The organism is Okeania sp. SIO2C9 (genome assembly GCF_010672455.1).
Taxonomy (GTDB): domain Bacteria; phylum Cyanobacteriota; class Cyanobacteriia; order Cyanobacteriales; family Microcoleaceae; genus Okeania.
Map to the genome: position 1 here is coordinate 15,775 of NZ_JAAHGO010000034.1, position 19,341 is coordinate 35,115.

At 35.2% G+C, this 19,341-nt stretch carries 13 protein-coding genes; 5 read left to right on the forward strand and 8 right to left on the reverse strand.

The features are described 5' to 3' along the window. Positions 1–208 precede the first annotated feature (208 nt). Complete coding sequence (gene metH / locus F6K23_RS23435; protein WP_293160277.1) at positions 209–3,784, reverse strand: methionine synthase; 3,576 nt, start codon at positions 3,782–3,784, stop codon at positions 209–211. Between the two features lie 439 nt (positions 3,785–4,223). On the opposite strand from metH, the gene F6K23_RS23440 reads away from it, so the two are divergent. From F6K23_RS23440 to F6K23_RS23450, 3 genes are all read left to right on the forward strand, one after another. Continuing rightward, a complete protein-coding gene (locus F6K23_RS23440; protein WP_293160279.1) occupies positions 4,224–6,731 on the forward strand; it encodes a hybrid sensor histidine kinase/response regulator in 2,508 nt (835 codons plus the stop codon). Positions 6,732–6,735: 4 nt separating this feature from the next. After that, a complete protein-coding gene (locus F6K23_RS23445) occupies positions 6,736–8,040 on the forward strand; it encodes a hybrid sensor histidine kinase/response regulator (RefSeq protein ID WP_293160281.1) in 1,305 nt (434 codons plus the stop codon). A 300-nt stretch (positions 8,041–8,340) separates the two neighbouring features. After that, on the forward strand, positions 8,341–8,469 hold the full coding sequence (locus F6K23_RS23450) for a transposase (RefSeq protein WP_367267795.1): 129 nt from the start codon (positions 8,341–8,343) through the stop codon (positions 8,467–8,469). A 63-nt stretch (positions 8,470–8,532) separates the two neighbouring features. On the opposite strand, the gene F6K23_RS23455 is transcribed toward F6K23_RS23450, so the two are convergent. Continuing rightward, positions 8,533–8,985: a protein kinase gene (locus tag F6K23_RS23455; RefSeq protein ID WP_375340778.1), complete on the reverse strand. Its 453-nt coding sequence runs from the start codon at positions 8,983–8,985 to the stop codon at positions 8,533–8,535. Between the two features lie 271 nt (positions 8,986–9,256). Here F6K23_RS23455 and F6K23_RS23460 point away from each other — a divergent pair, with 271 nt between their 5' ends. Together F6K23_RS23460 and F6K23_RS23465 are read left to right on the forward strand one after the other, a co-directional pair. After that, on the forward strand, positions 9,257–10,129 hold the full coding sequence (locus F6K23_RS23460; protein ID WP_293160285.1) for a PhzF family phenazine biosynthesis protein: 873 nt from the start codon (positions 9,257–9,259) through the stop codon (positions 10,127–10,129). 631 nt (positions 10,130–10,760) lie between these two features. Then, on the forward strand, positions 10,761–12,194 hold the full coding sequence (locus tag F6K23_RS23465) for a GUN4 domain-containing protein (protein WP_293160287.1): 1,434 nt from the start codon (positions 10,761–10,763) through the stop codon (positions 12,192–12,194). Between the two features lie 715 nt (positions 12,195–12,909). Here F6K23_RS23465 and F6K23_RS23470 read toward each other — a convergent pair. The 6 genes from F6K23_RS23470 to F6K23_RS23495 form a co-directional block, all read right to left on the reverse strand. Continuing rightward, a complete protein-coding gene (locus F6K23_RS23470; RefSeq protein ID WP_293160289.1) occupies positions 12,910–13,845 on the reverse strand; it encodes a tetratricopeptide repeat protein in 936 nt (311 codons plus the stop codon). 161 nt (positions 13,846–14,006) lie between these two features. Beyond that, entirely contained in the window at positions 14,007–14,978 is a 972-nt protein-coding gene (locus F6K23_RS23475; RefSeq protein ID WP_293160291.1) for a tetratricopeptide repeat protein, read from the reverse strand. Between the two features lie 248 nt (positions 14,979–15,226). Continuing rightward, positions 15,227–15,403, reverse strand: a complete 177-nt coding sequence (locus tag F6K23_RS23480) for a hypothetical protein (protein ID WP_293160293.1) — start codon at positions 15,401–15,403, stop codon at positions 15,227–15,229. Then, complete coding sequence (locus F6K23_RS23485) at positions 15,387–16,784, reverse strand: DUF1822 family protein (protein ID WP_293160294.1); 1,398 nt, start codon at positions 16,782–16,784, stop codon at positions 15,387–15,389. The genes F6K23_RS23480 and F6K23_RS23485 overlap by 17 nt, the downstream gene beginning before the upstream one ends. Before the next feature lie 298 nt (positions 16,785–17,082). Beyond that, entirely contained in the window at positions 17,083–18,501 is a 1,419-nt protein-coding gene (locus F6K23_RS23490) for a hypothetical protein (protein ID WP_293160296.1), read from the reverse strand. Positions 18,502–18,906: 405 nt separating this feature from the next. Then, positions 18,907–19,161, reverse strand: coding sequence for a S8 family serine peptidase (locus tag F6K23_RS23495; protein ID WP_293160298.1), 255 nt, complete (start codon positions 19,159–19,161; stop codon positions 18,907–18,909). Positions 19,162–19,341 lie beyond the last annotated feature (180 nt).

Sequence of the window (19,341 nt, forward strand, 5' to 3'; positions counted from 1 at the left end):
ATGTATGAATCTAGTAATTAGACTTCTCCAGAAAAGAGGGAACAGGGAACAGGGAACAGGGAACACGGGGGAGTAATTGATAATTTATGGATAATAATTGATTTTATTTTTCATTTTTGGAGAAGTCTATTTACTTACCCCTTCTTCATTCTGACTCCTTCTTCCCTCCTGACTCCTGACTCCTGTCTCCTGACTCCTTCTTCTCTAACTACGCACTAAAATACTTCGCCACAGGATGATAAGTAATAATCGCTGTCGTCGATTGTTCTGGATAAAGTTGCTCGCTCTCATCCATATACATATCAATCCTTTTCACATCCAACAAGTCTAACTGCTTAAACTGATCCTGCATATTCGGACAAGCAGGATAACCAAAACTATAACGCGACCCTTGATAACGCTGTTTCAGGAGGTCCTTAATATTATCTGCATCCTCTGCAGCGAAACCTAACTCCCGACGAATACGAGCGTGTAACCATTCCGCCATTGCCTCAGCAGTTTGCACCGCCATACCGTGGAAATACAAATAATCTGTATACTGATCGGCAGCAAACAACTTCTGCGCAAACTCAGTCGCTATTTCTCCTACTGTTACAGCGTGCATCGGGAACACATCAATAATTCCCGAATCCTTGGGAGCAAAGAAGTCAGCAATACACAACCGTCGTCCAGACTTTTGCCGAGGAAATTCAAAACTGTTGACAACTTTTGTTGCCTTTCCAGTCTGAGTCACTTCCTCTGAGTCATAAATGAAAAGTGTATTTCCTTCTGATTGACAAGGGAAATAACCATAAATTGCTTGGGGATGTAACAACTTTTCTTCGACTACCCGTGACTTCCAAGTTTCTAGAATGGGATAAACTTTCTCAGCTAAAAACTCATTATATTCTTCCCGTGGTTGCCCTTGGGGTTTGCGGAATTGCCACTGCCCTGCCATCAACGCTTGTAAATCTAAATACCAGAATAATTCCTCAAATGGCATATCTTCTGGTTGTAATAACTTGGTTCCCCAGAATGGAGGAGTGGGGCGATCGATATCTACTGCTACATCATCGGAACGTCGAGTATCTACCACGACTGGTTCAGCAGGTTTAGTTTCCTCTTTTTCCTCGGACTTAACTTGGGTATCAACTTTACCATTACCATTCCCATTCCCATCACCGTTACCGTTTTCTTCGGCAAACTCACCTAAGAACCCTTGAATGTCATCCCATTTCTCTCCTGCTTTTGCTGGCATCAACTTATCCATGAAATGCAAGTCGGAAAACGCATCCTTACCATAAACAACTTTACCTTTGTAGGTATTTTGGCAATCTTGATGAACGAATTTAGGTGTTAGTGCAGCACCACCTAAAATCACCGGAACTGTAATACCTTCTTGGTTAAATGTTTCCAAGTTATCTTTCATAAATGCGGTTGACTTCACCAATAAACCACTCATGGCGATACAGTCAGCATTATGTTCCCGGTAAGCGGAAATAATATTATCAACTGGTTGTTTAATTCCGAGGTTAATTACTTTATAACCGTTATTTGACAAGATAATATCTACGAGGTTTTTGCCAATATCGTGAACGTCCCCTTTAACAGTAGCAATTAAGAAAGTTCCTTTAGAATTATCCTCACCTGACTCTTCTGTTTCCATGAAAGGTTGTAGATAGGCAACTGCTGCTTTCATAGTTTGAGCAGACTGCAATACAAATGGTAATTGCATTTGTCCAGAACCGAATAATTCTCCCACTACTTTCATCCCATCTAATAAATAGACGTTGATAACATCTAGTGGCGGATATGTTTCCAAAGCTTTTGCTAAAGCATCCTCTAAACCGATACGTTCCCCATCAATAATATGTTGTTTTAAACGTTCTTCAATTGGTAAATTTTGTGTGGCACTTCGGTCTTTTTTAGTTGTCTTACCCTGGAACATTGTTGTCAATTCAGTTAGAGGGTCGTAAACACAAATATCCCCATCAAATTCACGTTGATCATATATTAGTTTCCGACAAACTTCTTGATGTTCTGGTTCAATTTTTGACATGGGTAAAATCTTACTGGCACTAACAATAGATCCATCCAAACCTACTAACATTGCTTCATGCAAAAATACCGAGTTTAATACTTGTCTTGCTGCGGGATTTAAACCGAATGAAATATTAGAAACCCCAAGCATTATATGACATTCTGGTAACTCTTCCCGAATCCTTTTAATAGATTCAATAGTAGCTTTTCCATTTTCCCTATCCTCTTCAATCCCTGTAGAAACTGGCAAAGCTAAAGTATCAAAGAACAATTCATGGGCAGGAATCCCATATTCTACTGCTGCATCATAAGCTCGTTTAGCTATTTCAAATTTCTTATCCGCCGTCCGCGCCATTCCATCCTCATCGATGGTTCCAACTACCACACCAGCACCATATTTTTTCGCTAATTCTAATACTTTAAAAAAACGAGGTTCTCCATCTTCATAGTTAGTAGAATTGAGCAAACATTTACCGCCAGCAACTTTTAAACCAGCCTCCATTTTTTCCCATTCAGTGGAGTCTAACATCAGAGGCAAATTAACATTTGTGACTAAGCGAGATGCTAATTCGTGCATATCTTTAACCCCATCGCGCCCCACATAATCAACGTTAACATCGAGAATATGTGCCCCTTCTTTTACCTGAGATTTTGCCAGGGCAACTAAACCATCCCAGTCTTCATTATTCAGCAAAGTTCGACATTTTTTAGAACCACTAGCATTAAGTCTTTCCCCAACAATTAAAAATGAGTTATCTTGTTCGTAAGTTTCGGAAGAATAAATAGATGCTGCTGAGGGAATAAAGTTATATTTTCGTTCTTTTGGTTTAAGAGTTTCGGTAATTTCAGCTAATGATTTAATATGGTCTGGTCGAGTACCGCAACAACCGCCGATAACTTGCACTCCCAGGTCTTCAACGAAGTGCATTAATGCCATTTTTAACTCTAAAGGAGTTAATCTATAGTGAGCTTGTCCGCCAACATTTTCTGGCAAACCAGCATTAGGAATACAGGAAACAACAAAAGGCGAATTTTCCGACAAATAACGAATATGTTCCTTCATTAAATCCGGACCAGTAGCACAATTTAATCCCAGAATATCAATAGAATAAGGTTCTAAAATTGTCAGAGCAGCATTAATTTCCGAACCTACTAACATAGTGCCAAAAGATTCCATAGTTACTGACACCATGATGGGGCGGCGATCACCTTTTTTAGCAAAGGTTTCTTCTATGCCATTTAATGCAGCTTTTATTTGCAAAACATCCTGACAAGTTTCCACAATAAATAAATCTACTCCCCCATCAAAAAGACCTTCCGCTTGTTCGGCAAAACCATTTTTTAGGGTGTCAAAATCAATATGTCCGAGGGTAGGTAATTTTGTTCCTGGCCCCATTGACCCAGCAACAAATCGAGGTTTTTCTGGAGTAGAAAATTCCGCAGCCACAGACTTTGCTAATTCCGCTGCTGTTTTATTCAAATAATAAGCTTTGTCCGCTAAATCGTATTCTGCCAAGACAATTTTTGTACCGCCAAAAGTATCCGTTTCAACCACATCGGCACCTGCTGCGAAGAAAGCTCGGTGGACTGTAGCAACTGCTTCTGGTTTTGTATGGACAAGATATTCGTTGCAACCTTCGTATTCTTTACCGCCAAAGTCTTCAGCAGTCAGGTTTTGGACTTGGAGATTAGTACCCATCGCACCATCAAAGACGATGACTGGGCGTTCTGGGCTATGGAGACGATTTAAAAATGAGCTGTTCATAATCAAGTGTTTGGTTTTTAGTATTAATTTTATACTACTCTTTTCAGAGTTTAAGAGCAATTTATTTTCTTTATGATAATATGTCTTAAGAGGTGCTATCGCAATTAGAACATAGATTGTCTACAATTAAATAATCATTCAAATTAACTCAAAAAATTTGAAGTTATGACTCGGATACTGATGACTTATATATCCTAACATCTATCAATAATTTATTAGTATTTATAGGATAATTACCAATAAATATAACTTCAAAATGAGAATAATAGATCATCAAAAATGATAAATGAATTAAGAATTTATTTCTATTACCATTACAAAGTTATTCTTTTTGAGCAGACCAAGTTGGTATAATAAAAATCAGGCTGATTAATTATAGTGAATTAAGTTGCTTAAAAAAAACTAATGATTTGATTCAATCAACTAGAATAAAATAGCTATGAATAGAAAAGAGCAACTACCAGCAATAAAACTTTGTCAAAATTTAAGTATTTGGTGGAAAAATTATCTACAAGACAAGAAATCGACTCGTAGTTTTCTATTACGTTTGTTGGTTGCAGGTACTACTGTTGTAGTTAGTATTGCTGCTTTTTATAGCTATCAAGTTGTACGTGAATTAATTCTGGATAATTTGAAAAAAAATGCTTTGTTGGAAGTGCAGCTAGGAGCAGATAATATCGATCAATGGTTGGGTAGTAAAAAAATTGAAGCATATACTAGCGCTAATACTCCTACATTCCGAACCATGGACTGGTCAGTAGTTAGACCTTTCTTAAAATCTAAAGAGTTGCGATCGCCAGATTTCTTCTTTTTTGCGATGATTAATCCTGACGGTTCCTACTATACCAGTAAAGTTGGTAAGGCAAAAGCCAATCTCAAAGACCGCAAACACATTAAACGAGCAATAGCTGGTGAAGTAAATGTTTCCGACCCTGTCATTTCTCGAACTTTAGATGTTCTGATGGTTTTTGTTGTGGCTCCTGTCTGGTCGGACGCTCCTAATATTAGACAACCAATAGGAATTCTAGCGGGTGCAATTTCAACTGACCGGATGAGGCAAGTAGTGAGTAGTTTGCAGTATGGCACCAATAGTTATGCTTTTGCACTTAATTCTGAAGGAGAGTCAATATTTACACCTCCAAAAGATCTAAACGGCAATGAAACAAAACCTATTCCTAATTTTTCGTCGTCAGAAAACCCAGAGTTGCAGAATATTGCCCGAAAAATGCTTGCCAAGAAAAAGGGCATCGAATTAATAGAAATTAGCGATAACGGAGGGTTGCGTCAGCAGTATCGCCAAGTTTATCTAGCCTATCTTCCCATAGAGAAAGCAGAGTGGTCTCTGGGTTTAATTATTCCCCGGGCAAATATTGAATCACAACTCAAAGCACTAAATCTGATGGCGCTAGTAGTGCTAAGTTTAGCCGTTACTATGGTTATCGTCTTGTGGAAAGTACAATCATTTGAGCAAAAGCAACTCAAAAAAACGAAACAAGCGGCGGAGATAGCAAACCAAGCCAAAAGCCAATTCCTAGCTAATATGAGCCATGAATTACGTACTCCTCTCAATGGCATTCTCGGTTACACTCAAATCCTTCATCGTTCTAAGTCTTGGGGAGAAAAAGAACACAAAGGCATTGAAATTATTCATCAATGTGGTAACCACTTGTTAACTCTGATCGACGATGTTCTTGATATATCAAAAATAGAAGCTCGTAAACTTGATTTATATCCCTCCGATTTTCATTTTCCCTCTTTCCTAGAAGGAGTTGTAGAAATTATTCGTATTAGAGCAGATCAAAAAGGAATTGAGTTTATTTATCAACCAGAAACCAACTTGCCAACAAGCATCATTTCAGACGAAAAACGCTTGCGCCAAGTTTTAATCAATTTATTAAGTAATGCAGTCAAATTTACTGATACAGGTAAGGTGGTTTTTCAAGTGAAAACTTTTACAGGTGAGTTGAGTCAGAGTAGAGATAACTCACATTCATTTTCTGCAATTGAATTTAAAGTTCAAGATACAGGAGTTGGTATTCCAGCAGAAAAAATCGACGCTATTTTTAAACCCTTTGAACAGGTGGGAGAGCAGATCAAGCGCTCTCAAGGAACAGGATTAGGATTAGCTATTAGTAATCAAATTGTTAATCTCATGGGTTCAAAGATTAAGGTAGAAAGTCATTTAGGTGTAGGCAGTACATTTTCTTTTGAAGCGAAATTTCCTCTTAGTACTAACTGGTTCAAGTCAGCTTCTACGATCGCTGGAAAACAAATTATTGGTTACACAGGGACACAAAAAACTGTTCTGGTTATTGACGATCGCTGGGAGAATCGATCTGTGCTAATTAATTTGCTGCAACCAATTGGTTTTGTAACTGCGGAGGCAGAAAATGGTTCTCAAGGATTAGCTAAATTAGCAGAACTAAAACCAGATGTAACCATTGCAGATTTACAGATGCCAGTGATGAATGGTTTTGAGATGCTCAGGCAGCTGCGTGCAGTTGATGAATTGAAAAATTTGGTAGTAATAGTTTCTTCTGCCTCCGTATCAGAGAGAGATCGACACAAAAGTCTTGATGCTGGGGGTGATGATTTTCTCCCTAAACCTGTAAATGCACAGCAATTATTTAAAATGCTAGATCGACATTTAGGAATTGAATGGAAATATGCTCAAACAGAAAATATAGAAATAATGCCAGAATCATCTGCTTCAGATATAGTTATTGACAACTCTAAGATTTTATCCCCACCACCAGAAGAATTAGAAATCTTACTCGAATTGGTACAGAGAGGTAGGCTAAATAAATTGAGTACAAAAACTCAACAAATTCAGCAGTCGAATCAAAAATATATTCCTTTCGTTAAACCAATTTTGCAATGGACTGAAGATTTTGAAGCTGATAAAATTGAAGAATTTATTCAAAGTTTTTTGGAGCAAAAGGAGTAAATTAGTGACAACCACAAGTAGTTCAGCACTTATTTTAGTTGTAGATGATACTCCAGCTAATCTCAAAGTAATGGTTGAAACTTTAACTAATGAAGGATATGAAGTTACCACAGCAATTAGCGGTGAACGAGCGCTCAAACAAATTTCTTATGAATTGCCAGAACTCATATTGCTAGATATACAAATGCCAGCCATGGATGGATTTGAAACTTGTAAAAAGTTGAAAGAAAATCCTGAAACTAAAGATATCCCTATAATTTTTATGACAGCAATTACAGACAGTGAAAGTATAGTTAAAGGTTTTACTTTAGGAGCTGTTGATTATATTACAAAACCTTTTCAAGCAACAGAAGTTCTTGCTAGAGTTAAAAATCATATCAATTTACAATATTTGAGAAAAAATCTAGAACAAACAATAGTTAAGAAAACTCATGAACTCGATCAAATTTTAAATGAGTTAAAAAAATTTCAAGTAAAACTGATTCAAAGCGAAAAAATGTCGGCACTGGGAGAATTAATTGCTGGAATAGCTCACGAATTAAATAATCCCATCGGCTCAATTTATAGTAATACTAATCATCTAGAAATTTATATTAAAAATATAATTCATCACTTATCTCTTTACCAAAAATATTATCCTCATCCTGTTTCAGAAATTATTGAAGATGCGGAACAAATTGATCTAGACTTTATCATTCATGATTTACCTAACATGGTTACATCTATGAAAGCAGCTTCAGAAAGAATTACTTACCTGAGCACATCTTTACGAACATTTTCTCGCATTGAATTAAATAACAAAAAAAAGGTGATATTTCATATCCATAAAAGCATTAATAGCACCCTATTAATTCTCAATCATCGTCTGAAAGCTAATCAGTATCGTTCACGGATTAAAGTAGTGAAAAATTATGGATATATTCCACATATTGAATGTTTCCCCGGACAATTAGGACAGGTATTTATGAATCTTATTTCTAATGCGATTGATGCTATAAATGAATTGATTCATCAAAAAGAATTTTCTAAGTTGAAAGTTGCGCCTCAGATTCTAATTCATACTGCAATAAATGAGAATCAAACAGCAGTAGTGGTGAGAATTCAAGACAACGGAGTGGGAATGTCACAAGAAGTTAAGGCAAGAGTTTTTGATAGCCATTTTACTACTAAACCAGTGGGTGATGGAACAGGTTTAGGATTGTGCATTGCCCATCAAATTGTAGTAGAAAATCATGGTGGGAGACTTTGGTGTGAATCAATTTTAGGCCAGGGTTCAGAATTTATTTTAGAATTACCATTGAAGAAGTAGTTATATCATGTAAAGTAGGGGATGGGCGTGAATATGGTGCTACATTTACTTATTATGCTATAGTTAAGCTATGTTGTGACTAATAAGCCGTCTACCTGCGATAGCGTACGCTTAACCGGAGGTTATCGCTAATCCTCAACGTCAACCATATTCAAGTGACTTGAGCGACTCGTATGGGGGAAATACTCAAACCTCTAGTACCTTTACCCAAAGGGTTTGGTCATCCTATCGAAGTGGATTTCAAAAGAATTCTTTAACGGTATATTTTATGTCCAACGGACTGGATGTCAGTGGGAAATGATGCCTCATGATCTGCCACCCTACAGCACTGTATACAGATACTTCAAAAAATGGCAAAAAGGCGGTTTTTGGCAACAGATTCATGGGCATTATACGCCAAAAATTAAGAACAGAATTAGACAGGGATGAAGACTCAACTGTTGCGATCGCTGATTCGTATGGCAGTGAAAACAGTTGAACATCAATCGACACCTACATAAGCTTGCTGTCGGCAATTCCCCTCCCGTTAAATGGCTCGATTATAACGGGAGACCCCGAGACCGTATCAAGTTGGATCGGTGGTGGTGAAGGGTAATTTACCGCTGAGGAGTTCAAAAAATGTGGCACCCAGGGAGTTCCTTCTAAGACATTGGGGTTGATGAGTTGTTGTTGTTCTGTTGGTAGTAAGCTGGAAATACTGAAGTCGATAAGTTTGATTTGTTTGGTTTCGGGGTGGATGAGGATGTTAGTGGGTTTGATATCTTTATGGATGATATGTTGTTGGTTTAGATAGTGGAGAGCTGATGCTAGTTGAATGGCAATGGCCAGGAATTCTGTGAGGGAGGGGTTTAATTTTGGCCAATAGTCTGATAGAGATGTTGCTCCATCATCGAGCATTACTAGAGCATAACTGTTTTCGTAACCTTCTAATGCTAGGGGATTCAACAATTAATAATGAATAATGAATAATGAATAATTACCTCTCCATGAATTGAAGAGGATTGACAAATTCATGAAAATTTTTCTTCACAGGAGTCGATTGGATATGGCTCCGAGACCCGTTCTTGCAGACCCGCTCCGAAGATCGCCATCCCTCGACCGCTTATTATCCCCTTAAAAGGGGAGGATTTTTACCACAATTTTTCGGTAAGGAGTAGGGACGTTGCATGCAATGTCCCTACCATTTATAACAAACACTTATTATTAAGAAAATACTATGAAATTTTACATTGTAGACGTATTTGCTGAAACTAAGTATGCTGGTAATCAACTGGCGGTATTTACAGGTTCTGAAGTTGAGAATCTTTCTGATCGTGAAATGTTGCAAATTGCCAGAGAGATGAACTATTCAGAAACTACTTTTATTTTATCTTCAACACAACGAAATAATGGTTATGACGTGCGGATATTTACTCCTACTCAAGAATTGCCTTTTGCAGGACATCCAACATTAGGAACTGCCTATATTATTCAACGAGAAATTATTAAAAATTCGGTGGAACAAGTCATTTTAAATCTGGGTGTAGGACAAATTACTGTGAGTTGGAAAGGTGAAGTTTTATGGATGGGTCAGAATGTGCCTAGTTTTGGTCAAAAATATCAAATTGAATCTTTAGCAGAGGTCTTAAATTTAGAGGTGGGCGATCTAGATATGAGGTTTCCTATTCAGGAAGTTTCCACAGGGATACCTTTTATCATTGTGCCTTTGAAAAATCTCACAGCATTGAAGAAAGCTCAAGTAAATTTGGATAAATATTATCAGTTTATTCAGATAGCGAAAGCGACAGAGATTTTAATATTTTGCCCAGAGACATACAATAGTATTAATAATTTAAGTGTGAGAATGTTTGCACCATATTTAGGAATTACTGAAGACCCGGCAACGGGCAGTGCTAATGGTTGTTTGGCAGGATATTTAGCTGAGTATAATTATTTTGGTGAGCCAAAAATTAATATTAGGGTAGAACAGGGATATGAAATTAATCGACCTTCTTTATTATTGTTACAAGCAGAGAAAAAACAAGCAGGAATAGAAGTATTTGTTGGTGGTCAAGTTATCATGGTCGCTCAAGGAGAGTTTGTTGTTTAAATTAAGGAATAAGGAAGAAGAAACAAAGAAGAAGGAAAAAGTAGATGGGAAAAGTAGATGGGTAAAAATCCCAACAAGCTTGTCAAGACCCTGTAGACGGCGGGGTATTAAACCCAAAATAAAAATATCAATCATTTAATATTAAGTCCGGATAATTAGTGATGAAATAACCTATCCTTTTACACAAGGTAAATACCTCTATTATCTCTACTGCGTACAGAGGTTGCATGAACGTCCCTACTCCCTTACTTTATAAATATTCAAGGGCACATGATATCAGGCTACTATAGCGGTTTTAATATTAATAAAATACGGTATTTTTTCTTTGTTTCTTCTTCTTTATTACCGAAAATAAAAAAGTTGTGTAACTCATATATTTGATAAATTATATATATCATTTTTGAATCATTGGTGAGAATTTTGTCTTCCCTGCAACCAAAATATTGTAATATTCTTTTATGTAATATCATGTTAGGTAGAACAGTTATAATACGGCTTCGTAGTTAGGCTTAAGCAATAAGATAAGTATTTAAAGGGCTAGAGCAAAACTACAGACAAAAATTTTATTATAACTAATTATCTGATAGCCTAGCTCTCCTGGAGAGGGCACATAATATAACTGGTTTAAATTATGAGTCAATGTTTAAATCCTGAATGTCTAAATCAAAATCCTTCTGATACAAAATTTTGTCAGCAATGCGGGTCAAAATTACTTTTAGCAGAACGTTATCGTGCCATTAAAATTATTGGTAAAGGTGGTTTTGGTAGAACTTTTCAAGCAGTAGATGAATTTAAACCATCTCAAGCTTTTTGTGTAATCAAGCAGTTTTTTCCTGAAGTTCAAGACCGACAAAGTATGGAAAAAGCTGCAGAATTATTTGCTCAAGAAGCAGTTAGATTAGAAGGTTTAGGAAAACATCCTCAAATTCCGGAATTACTGGCATTTTTTACTCAAGATAATCGTCAATATTTAATTCAAGAATTTATTGAGGGGCAAAATTTACAGCAGGAGTTAGAAACAGTAGGGGCGTTTAATGAAACTCAGATTTGGGAGTTATTAAATGATTTATTGCCAGTATTAGAATTTATTCATTCTCAAAAGGTAATTCATCGGGATATTAAACCGGATAATATTATTAAACGACCTCTATCTTCCCAGCAAAAAGGTGAATTAGTATTAGTGGATTTTGGGGCAGCAAAATTTGCAACTCGTACTGCTTTGGCGGTGACTGGAACAGTTATTGGATCTGCTGGATATGCTGCGCCGGAACAAGCTATTGGGAAGTCAATTTTTGCTAGTGATATTTATAGTTTGGGTGTGACTTGTATTCATTTATTGACTCAAGTTGAACCGTTTGAATTGTTTGATGTAAGTGAAAATGATTGGGTATGGCGAGATTTTTTAATTTCTCCTATTAGCGATCGTTTGGGTAATATATTAGACCGGATGATTGTCGGAGCAACGAAGAAAAGGTTTCAGTCAGCGACAGAAATTATGGCATTGATTAAACCTAATGATGTTGATGTTTCACTACCTAAAAAACAGGTAAGTAATTTGGTAGACTCTTCATCTATTCTAGAAGTAAACTTAAATTCAGAAAGGGGAGTTGATTATAGTAAATTGTATAATTTATTGTCTACTGGAAAATGGCGAGAAGCTGATATAGAAACAGCAAGGTTAATGTTAAAAATTACTAATAGAGAAAATAGAAATAAATTAAATATTAATTCAATTGATAATTTACCCTGCACCGATCTACGGACTATTAATCAACTTTGGGTAAAATATTCAAATGGTAAGTTTGGTTTTTCTGCACAAAAAGAGATTTGGGAAAATTTGCCTACTCAAACATTTTTTTTAACTTATGAAAAATTCGGCGATCGCTTGGGTTGGCATTCAATAATTGGTTGGACTAATCACGATAACTTAATATTTAATTTAGAGAAAGCACCCCATGGTCACTTACCTGCAATGTTTGCTATGAGTGGAAACTGGGTATGGTTTATGGAGTTAGAAAAATTATTTTCTGCCATGGTAAAAAGACTTAATATTTGTCAAATATAGAGTGGTTATGGGCAATTGAAAGTCAAAAGTCAGGCATCGAGTGCGTAATTAGTCGGTCTCTTTTCGGTCTGGAAATGCTACGCAAACAGCTGTTAAAAATGATAGTAAGGTCTTAGGCAACATTTAATAGGAGTAGGTTTGAGAAATTTGACAGGAGAAAGAGCAGAAAATTTTTAGTGTGGTCAATTAATCGGACTTGATATGATTACGACTTATGCATAACTACCACTTATGGTAGGGGTTAACGGCCGTTAACCCGTACAAATGGTGTATAATTTTGTCTTGTGCGTAAGTCCTGATTATATATAATCCGGTTATACAGTATGTTTATAATTCTATAGTTACTTCAATATTCAATATTTAATCTCCCCATCTCCCCATCTCCCCACATTCCACTCCTGGGAATCGTTAGGGGTGCGTCCCCATCTCCCCATCTTTTCCAACTATATACCAAGCATGAAAAAAGAATGTTACCAATAATAGGGGCAGTAAGGGCGTTAACGTAGTTGTGCGCTAGCTAATGGCCATTTGCTAACTTCTGACTTACGCGTAACGATATACCTGTTGCCTTCCAGAAAAAATGAATATATGTTTTAAATGCTCAAAAGCTTATAACTTTTGCAATTTATCACAGGTAGTAAAGTTGTAAAAAATTGATAGGAACTACAGATTAAGAGATAGACTTTTTTTGAATTTGGCATAATCTTACTTCAGCTTAAGTTGTAACTAACCAAGAATTACTATTAATTTTTTCACTAATTTCTATCCATTGTTGATGATAGTTATTCGCTTGTTTCTCTAGCCCTAGATTTTTGTAAACTTTTTCGATTAAATCAAGAGTTTTTATTAAATCTTTACCATATTCAGCAAAAATACTTCTGCGAAATCCATCTTTTTCTTTCTGTTCATAAGTTGCCATTTTGCGAGGATACACATAGCTATAATGATGATTTTTTTCTATTTTAGGAATATTATCTATTGTTAATGCTAACCGCTCTAGAGAATATTTCCAGAGTTTTTGCCGAATCTCTAAAGCAAGTTCTAAAAAGGCTTGAGCTTGGCGAGGTCTACTGATGAGAAAATATGCTTCTCCCATATTATGCAGTGCAATTGATTCGTTGATTTTGATTGTCAATTTATCATTTTTTGCCGATTGAGCAAGCTTTTGAAAAATATTTAAAGATTTGCGAGAATACTCTAGGGATTGAGCTGATAATTCAGTTAAATTATAAATCGTGCTAATGTGATTAATTGTTTTGCCGATACCTACGATATCTTTGAATTTACTAAATATTATTAGAGCTTGTGAATAACACTTCAAAGCAGTAGTATACTCTTTTAAAAGATAATAAATTTCTCCTTGTTCATTATATATAGTGGCAATTTTTCCTTCGTTTCCTATTTTTTTTGCTAGTTCTAAGGCTAGTTCTAGGTATTTAAGGGCATTGGCATATTCTCCTATTTTACGGTGAACTAATCCAATCCTATAGACAATATTGAGTCTTTTTTCCTGGTTATTAATTAATCTAGTAATTTCTAAAGCTCTTTGAAAATTTTTTAATGCAGTTTCTAGTTGACCTATACTATAGAAGCGATCGCCTGTTTGAAATAGATATCTTAATTCATTTTGATGGCTAGGATAAGATTTCATAATATTGCTCCCTGACAACACTGAACTTTTTGATTAATGCACGGATAAATTATATACTAGCATAACTATTTTATACGCCTTGAGAAAAAAACAAACACTTACCAGCTGTAATTTTTGAAACTTTTTTGAATAGTATTGCCAACTAATCTGATAATTTATTTTCACGCATAATGACAAGGAAATCTTAAATAAAAGGGCAAAACATAGGTATTGTAGATTACAGATTTTTCACCACAACTTTCCCAAATTTCACGTTTTTCTTGACGATACTTCTCTGCTTTTTGCAGTTGACCTATATGGCAATAAACTTTCTCGATTAAATTCATAGTATTGGCTAAGTCTGCTCGATATTGGGAGATAATACTTTGACTGAAGCAAATTTTTTCTTGTTGAAGCAGTTGGTTTGTTTGAGATGATTTTTTGCTATTAAGATAATTATTGCGGAGAATATTTTTATCTAAAGAGTCTGTAGTTTGACTAAATTTATTCAAAGTTACTTTGCAAATTTTCTGACGAATAGCTAAAGTAAGTTCTAGGATTTCTTTTGCTTGGGTATATCGACCCATCCACAAGTAAGCTTCTCCTATATTATGAAGAGCTGTAGCAACATTAATTTGGGCAGCTAATTTATCTAATTCTGATTTTCTTTCAAGTTTATGGAAAATTTCTAGAGATTTTTGACAACAGTTAAGAGTTTGTTCAAATAATCCTAGTAAATTGTATATTTCGCCTAAATGATTAAGAATTATACCCATTCCTAATAAATTACAAGAATCTTGGGCAATTTCTAAAGCTTGAGCATAGTATCTTAAGGCAGAAGTATATTCTATAGACAAACAATAAGTTTCGCCAATATCATTCAAAATCATTACAACTCGATTTTGGTCCCTAACTTCTTGAGCAAGTTGTAAGGCTAAATTGAGATATTTTAAGGCACAATCATATTTTTCCAGACGACGATAAACTAATCCAATACGATTTAAAATATTTATTTGTTGCTCAGATGTGAGGACAATTTTTAACGCTTCCTGAAAAGTATTTAATGCAGTTTCAAATTGTCCCAGATCGAATAGGCGATCGCCTGTTTGAGATAGTTGTTTTAATTCTGCGGAATAGATAGCAGTGGACACCATAAGTAGTTCCTCCAGAACAATACTGGTAATTTTCCGGTTGTAAACTACTCTATTTCTCAAATTTGGCAGGTTATGCAGAACTTTGCACTACATTCACGGAAGTCAAAAGTTAAAAATCAAAAGTTAGATTCGATCAGCTCAAAACACGGAAGTTAAAAGTTAAAAATCAAAAGTTAAAAATCAAAAGTTGGATAATGCCAAACTGATTAAAATTATCTTTATCTGTAGCGGGTTTAATACTCCACCGTCTAAAGGGTGCTTAAAATTGTTTGGGGTTTGAATTGATAAGCAATTTTCTCTTCTGCCTTCTGCCTTCTGCCTTCTGCCTTCTGCCTTCTGCCTTCTGCCTTCTGCCTTCTGCCTTCTGCCTTCTGCCTTCTGCCTTCTGCCTTCTTCCTTCTTCCTTCTTCAAGGATTAAATTCAAAAGGGGGAAAAGTTTCCTGATTTTCTGGTGTCAAATAAACTGTAGCAATAAACTTCTCATTCCAACCTCCTACAACATTAGTAAATATATAAAAATCATCCTCATTAGAATTTAATTTCTGTTCAACTAAAATTCCCGTTGCATCACTAACCCGTAATTTTATTTTTTCCGGTAAACCCATCCCTGTAGGTGTACTTAATATTAATAACAACATCCATTCTAATGTTGAATCTGAGACTAAAGACCAAGTTAAAGCATACAATCTTAAAGGAATTCCAGCTAATAATAAATCGTGATAAGCAACCCTCGCATGAGGAGGAATATATACACCATTTTGGGGAAGCTCTCTGATAATTCCGGCAATTTCTTCTGTAGGAGAAGATATTCCTCTCATGGGAGATAGTGCCGATAATTCTGGTAATAAAACCCAGGATAATTCATTAGTAAAATCATCTAATTCATTCTTTAACCAACGCCCCACATTAATTGTTGGTTCAGTCAAGAGATTAAGTAAATCTGGCAAATATTTACTCAGGTTACTTAAAGAATTTTCTGAATTTTCTGTAATTTCTACTAAATTATTCGGAATATTCCCCTCCTCTATATCTATTTGCAATTGCCAATTATATATCCAATTTAATAACTCCGAATTAGTGAGGATAGTTTTTCCCTTTTCCCAATTAAAAAATTCCCATAAACTTTGTTCGGATAGCTGAGGTAATAATTTTGTTAATTCAGCTTTATCTACAGCTAAATTATTTGACTTAGGTTGTACCTCTGGCAAAGGAATTCCTGCTACATCCAAACAACGAAGATAAAGTAATAAATTATCTATTTCTGTATCAAAGCAACTCCAGGGAATTTGATAATTCCAATCTTCATCTGGCATTAGATTAAGCTGTGTTTTATTGCGCATTAAATCTGCATAAGAAATAAAACTATTAATCACAACTGTTTCTAGTTCTTCTTGTACTTCCACCACTACATATAAATGATGGGCAAACTCTGGTAAATCTACTACTGTTCTAGGTAAAATAACTTCCTCATCTATAAAACTACCTTGAGTAATTAGACAAACTTTAAACTGATTAATATTCAGATGACAAACGGCTGGAATTGAGTTAGAAAGAGCTGGATTAAAAATAGAAGCATCAGCTAAATTAACTGTTAAATTATCTGTACCTCGTTCTTCTAACCATTGTTCAAATCCGAACAAAGCTAACCCATTCAAATATGTCTGCCATTGCCGCAATTCATTAGGGATTTGATTGCTAATTTTGATGGCTTGCTCAACTTTATCTAATGATAAATGAATAGATTCTGTAGCAATACCTTGAAAATCTAGCAAGTCTTCTAATTTATTAGTTAGTTTATTCTTCATTTAAAGTATTCCTTAATCATAAGTTTTATCTTTTATGAATGCGGGTTTAATACCCCACCGTCACTTCAGTTATCAGTTATCAGTTATCAGTTATCAGTTATCAGTTATCAGTACCTCTAGCTGTTTGGGCAGCATGACCTAGGAAAGCATTGGGATTGAACTACGGAATATCCTTTTTTTATCTCCTTAAAAGAGGAGGCATAACTACTCAATTTTTCGGTCAATGGGGGCGCTTAAAATTGTTTGGGGTTTGAATTGATAAGCAATTCTGCTTACTGGCTACTGCTTACTGCCTTCTTCAAGATAAATTACAATAACTAAATTTATCTATATGCTTACAAACTCTTTGAGCAAATAAATTTTCTTTAGAACTAGACTGAGACTTATAACCGTCTGATTCTACTTCTTTAAATACTATATTTATTTGTTCATCTAGAGCTATTTCTATTTTTTTATCTATAGTTTTTAGATGTTTTGGATCTGCATAATCTTGAGCAATTTCTAAGATCCGACCCCGCAAACTAATTAATAATTCCTGTTTAATATCAGCCCGAAAAGATTTTAATTTCAGTAAACGAGTTACTTGATATTGCGCTTTTAAACCCAAATTTTGAGCAATTTCTGTCATTGATTTTCTCTGACAATGATATAGATGTAACGCTTGGATAAATTGTTCCATTTTTTTGTTTTTTCTTTTCTTTAGTAATTGCATCCAAGAATCTGTTACTTTAGCTATAGCATCATCTAAACTTAAAATAAATTGCTTTCTATAATTACTCAAAAATTCATTCTGTTCATCCATTGAATCAGCTTCTTGAACAATACAAATCTGATTAGCTAAAGATTTATGGTTAGAAGTATCTAATGGTATTGTCGGTAGAGAACCACTTCTCACAGAAATTCGATATTCTCGTATTTGAGAAGCCAGGTCTTGCAATTTAGTCAATACTTGCTTTGGAGAAATATTTTTACCAGTTTTAGTTTTGATTAATTGAGCAATTTGTTCTAATTGTTCTGTAGTTGGTGGTAAACATTTTCTCCCTGCTCTTGACAAACTTTGTTGGCGACGTTGCGCCCGATAAATACCATGATAACTTGATAAAATATCTATACTTTCCCGAGTTTCAAAAGCAGTAAAATTATAAAATGACGAGAAAATTTTCTCTAGTTGTTTGGGAGGAGTATCATTCAGAATTGCCCAATCACTAATTAAATAGACTCCACATTCTAGTAAGAAACTATTAAGTTCGGGATGCTGTTTAACTTTTCTAGTTGTCCAGCTAGCTAAATTGCTTTGATTTGGGTTAAAACTTTGGAGAATTTCTTGGGCAAAAGAACAAGAATAATTTTTATTTTTTTGACTAGAAATTCTGCCATCATCAGTCAAAACATAAGGGAATAAGTTTTCCTTAGTAAAGCCATGATTTTTACCAAAATTAGCGGCTAATTGTTGACAAACAACGTCAATTTGCCAAGATATAAAACAGAGAAGACAACGTTCTGCTAATAAAGAATTTTTCTCTAGATTAGTATCTGAATTATCTTGCACCCATGCTAAAAGTTTACGCTGAATATTAATGTCCGAAATGTCACTATCTGTTACATACTCTGGAAAATTTAAGGTAAAAAATTGTTTTGCCTCTGTAATTTCCAGGATTTGACGAGACCCAGAACTATTAATCTTAATCTGTTCCCAGTATTTAGAAGCAGTACCCATTCACTTTTAGATTTGATATCAATAAAAATGGACAATTATCTAGATATATTAGCTTATAGCAGAAGAAAGAAGGAAGAAGGAAAAGTATTACGTTGTCTTAGTTTTAAGCTCTCAATCTGTCCTAACCTTTGCTTCGACTGTTATAAAACATTAACCCGTCAGATATTCAATCAACAATGCTGATTATTGTTAATTGTATAATCATTTTTCCTGGTCAAAAGTTTGCTCTAATATCAGGATATTTATCCCTTCAATTGGAATATATTTCTATATTCCTAGAGGTTATGCAATATTTATTGAGGAAAGAAGGAAGAAGTGAAGAGGCAAAAAGGAAGAAGGAAATGCTTTTTTCGCTTCAATACTTTTGACTTTTGACTTTTGACTTTTGACTTCCGCGTAGCGGCACTAAACTATAACTTGGTTAGAATTAGCTGTAGTAGTAATCATATATTCCACTTGTTCGGGAGTTAAAAAAGGATTAGCACTCAAAACTAAAGCAGCTACACCAGCAACATGAGGAGCAGCAAATGATGTACCACTTTGATTTCCAAAATCATTATTAGGAAGAGTCGAATAAATATTTTCTCCAGGAGCAACAACATAATTTAGTGTTGTTGACCCAGCACGGGTAGAATTTTCAGGATAGTTTGAAGGAAACATAGTTTTTTGGGGCAGAAAGTACAAATATTTTTATGTCTATGAAGGAGTCAGGAGTCAGAAGTCAGGAGGGAAGAAAGAAGAAGAAAGAGAAAGTTTTTTGATCGCGCTCTTATCCAGATATGATATAAGTCCTGAAAGGGAAAAAGTAGATATTTCCCAAATTTTTACACAAACGATACG

What these genes read in the sequence shown, in the direction of transcription:
- F6K23_RS23495 (WP_293160298.1), bottom strand. Translation starts at nt 19,161, where the DNA reads ATGTTTCCTTCAAACTATCCTGAAAATTCTACCCGTGCTGGGTCAACA.
- F6K23_RS23440 (WP_293160279.1), top strand. Translation starts at nt 4,224, where the DNA reads ATGAATAGAAAAGAGCAACTACCAGCAATAAAACTTTGTCAAAATTTA.
- F6K23_RS23460 (WP_293160285.1), top strand. Translation starts at nt 9,257, where the DNA reads ATGAAATTTTACATTGTAGACGTATTTGCTGAAACTAAGTATGCTGGT.
- F6K23_RS23450 (WP_367267795.1), top strand. Translation starts at nt 8,341, where the DNA reads ATGCCTCATGATCTGCCACCCTACAGCACTGTATACAGATACTTCAAA.
- F6K23_RS23475 (WP_293160291.1), bottom strand. Translation starts at nt 14,978, where the DNA reads ATGGTGTCCACTGCTATCTATTCCGCAGAATTAAAACAACTATCTCAA.
- F6K23_RS23485 (WP_293160294.1), bottom strand. Translation starts at nt 16,784, where the DNA reads ATGAAGAATAAACTAACTAATAAATTAGAAGACTTGCTAGATTTTCAA.
- F6K23_RS23470 (WP_293160289.1), bottom strand. Translation starts at nt 13,845, where the DNA reads ATGAAATCTTATCCTAGCCATCAAAATGAATTAAGATATCTATTTCAA.
- metH (WP_293160277.1), bottom strand. Translation starts at nt 3,784, where the DNA reads ATGAACAGCTCATTTTTAAATCGTCTCCATAGCCCAGAACGCCCAGTC.
- F6K23_RS23490 (WP_293160296.1), bottom strand. Translation starts at nt 18,501, where the DNA reads ATGGGTACTGCTTCTAAATACTGGGAACAGATTAAGATTAATAGTTCT.
- F6K23_RS23465 (WP_293160287.1), top strand. Translation starts at nt 10,761, where the DNA reads ATGAGTCAATGTTTAAATCCTGAATGTCTAAATCAAAATCCTTCTGAT.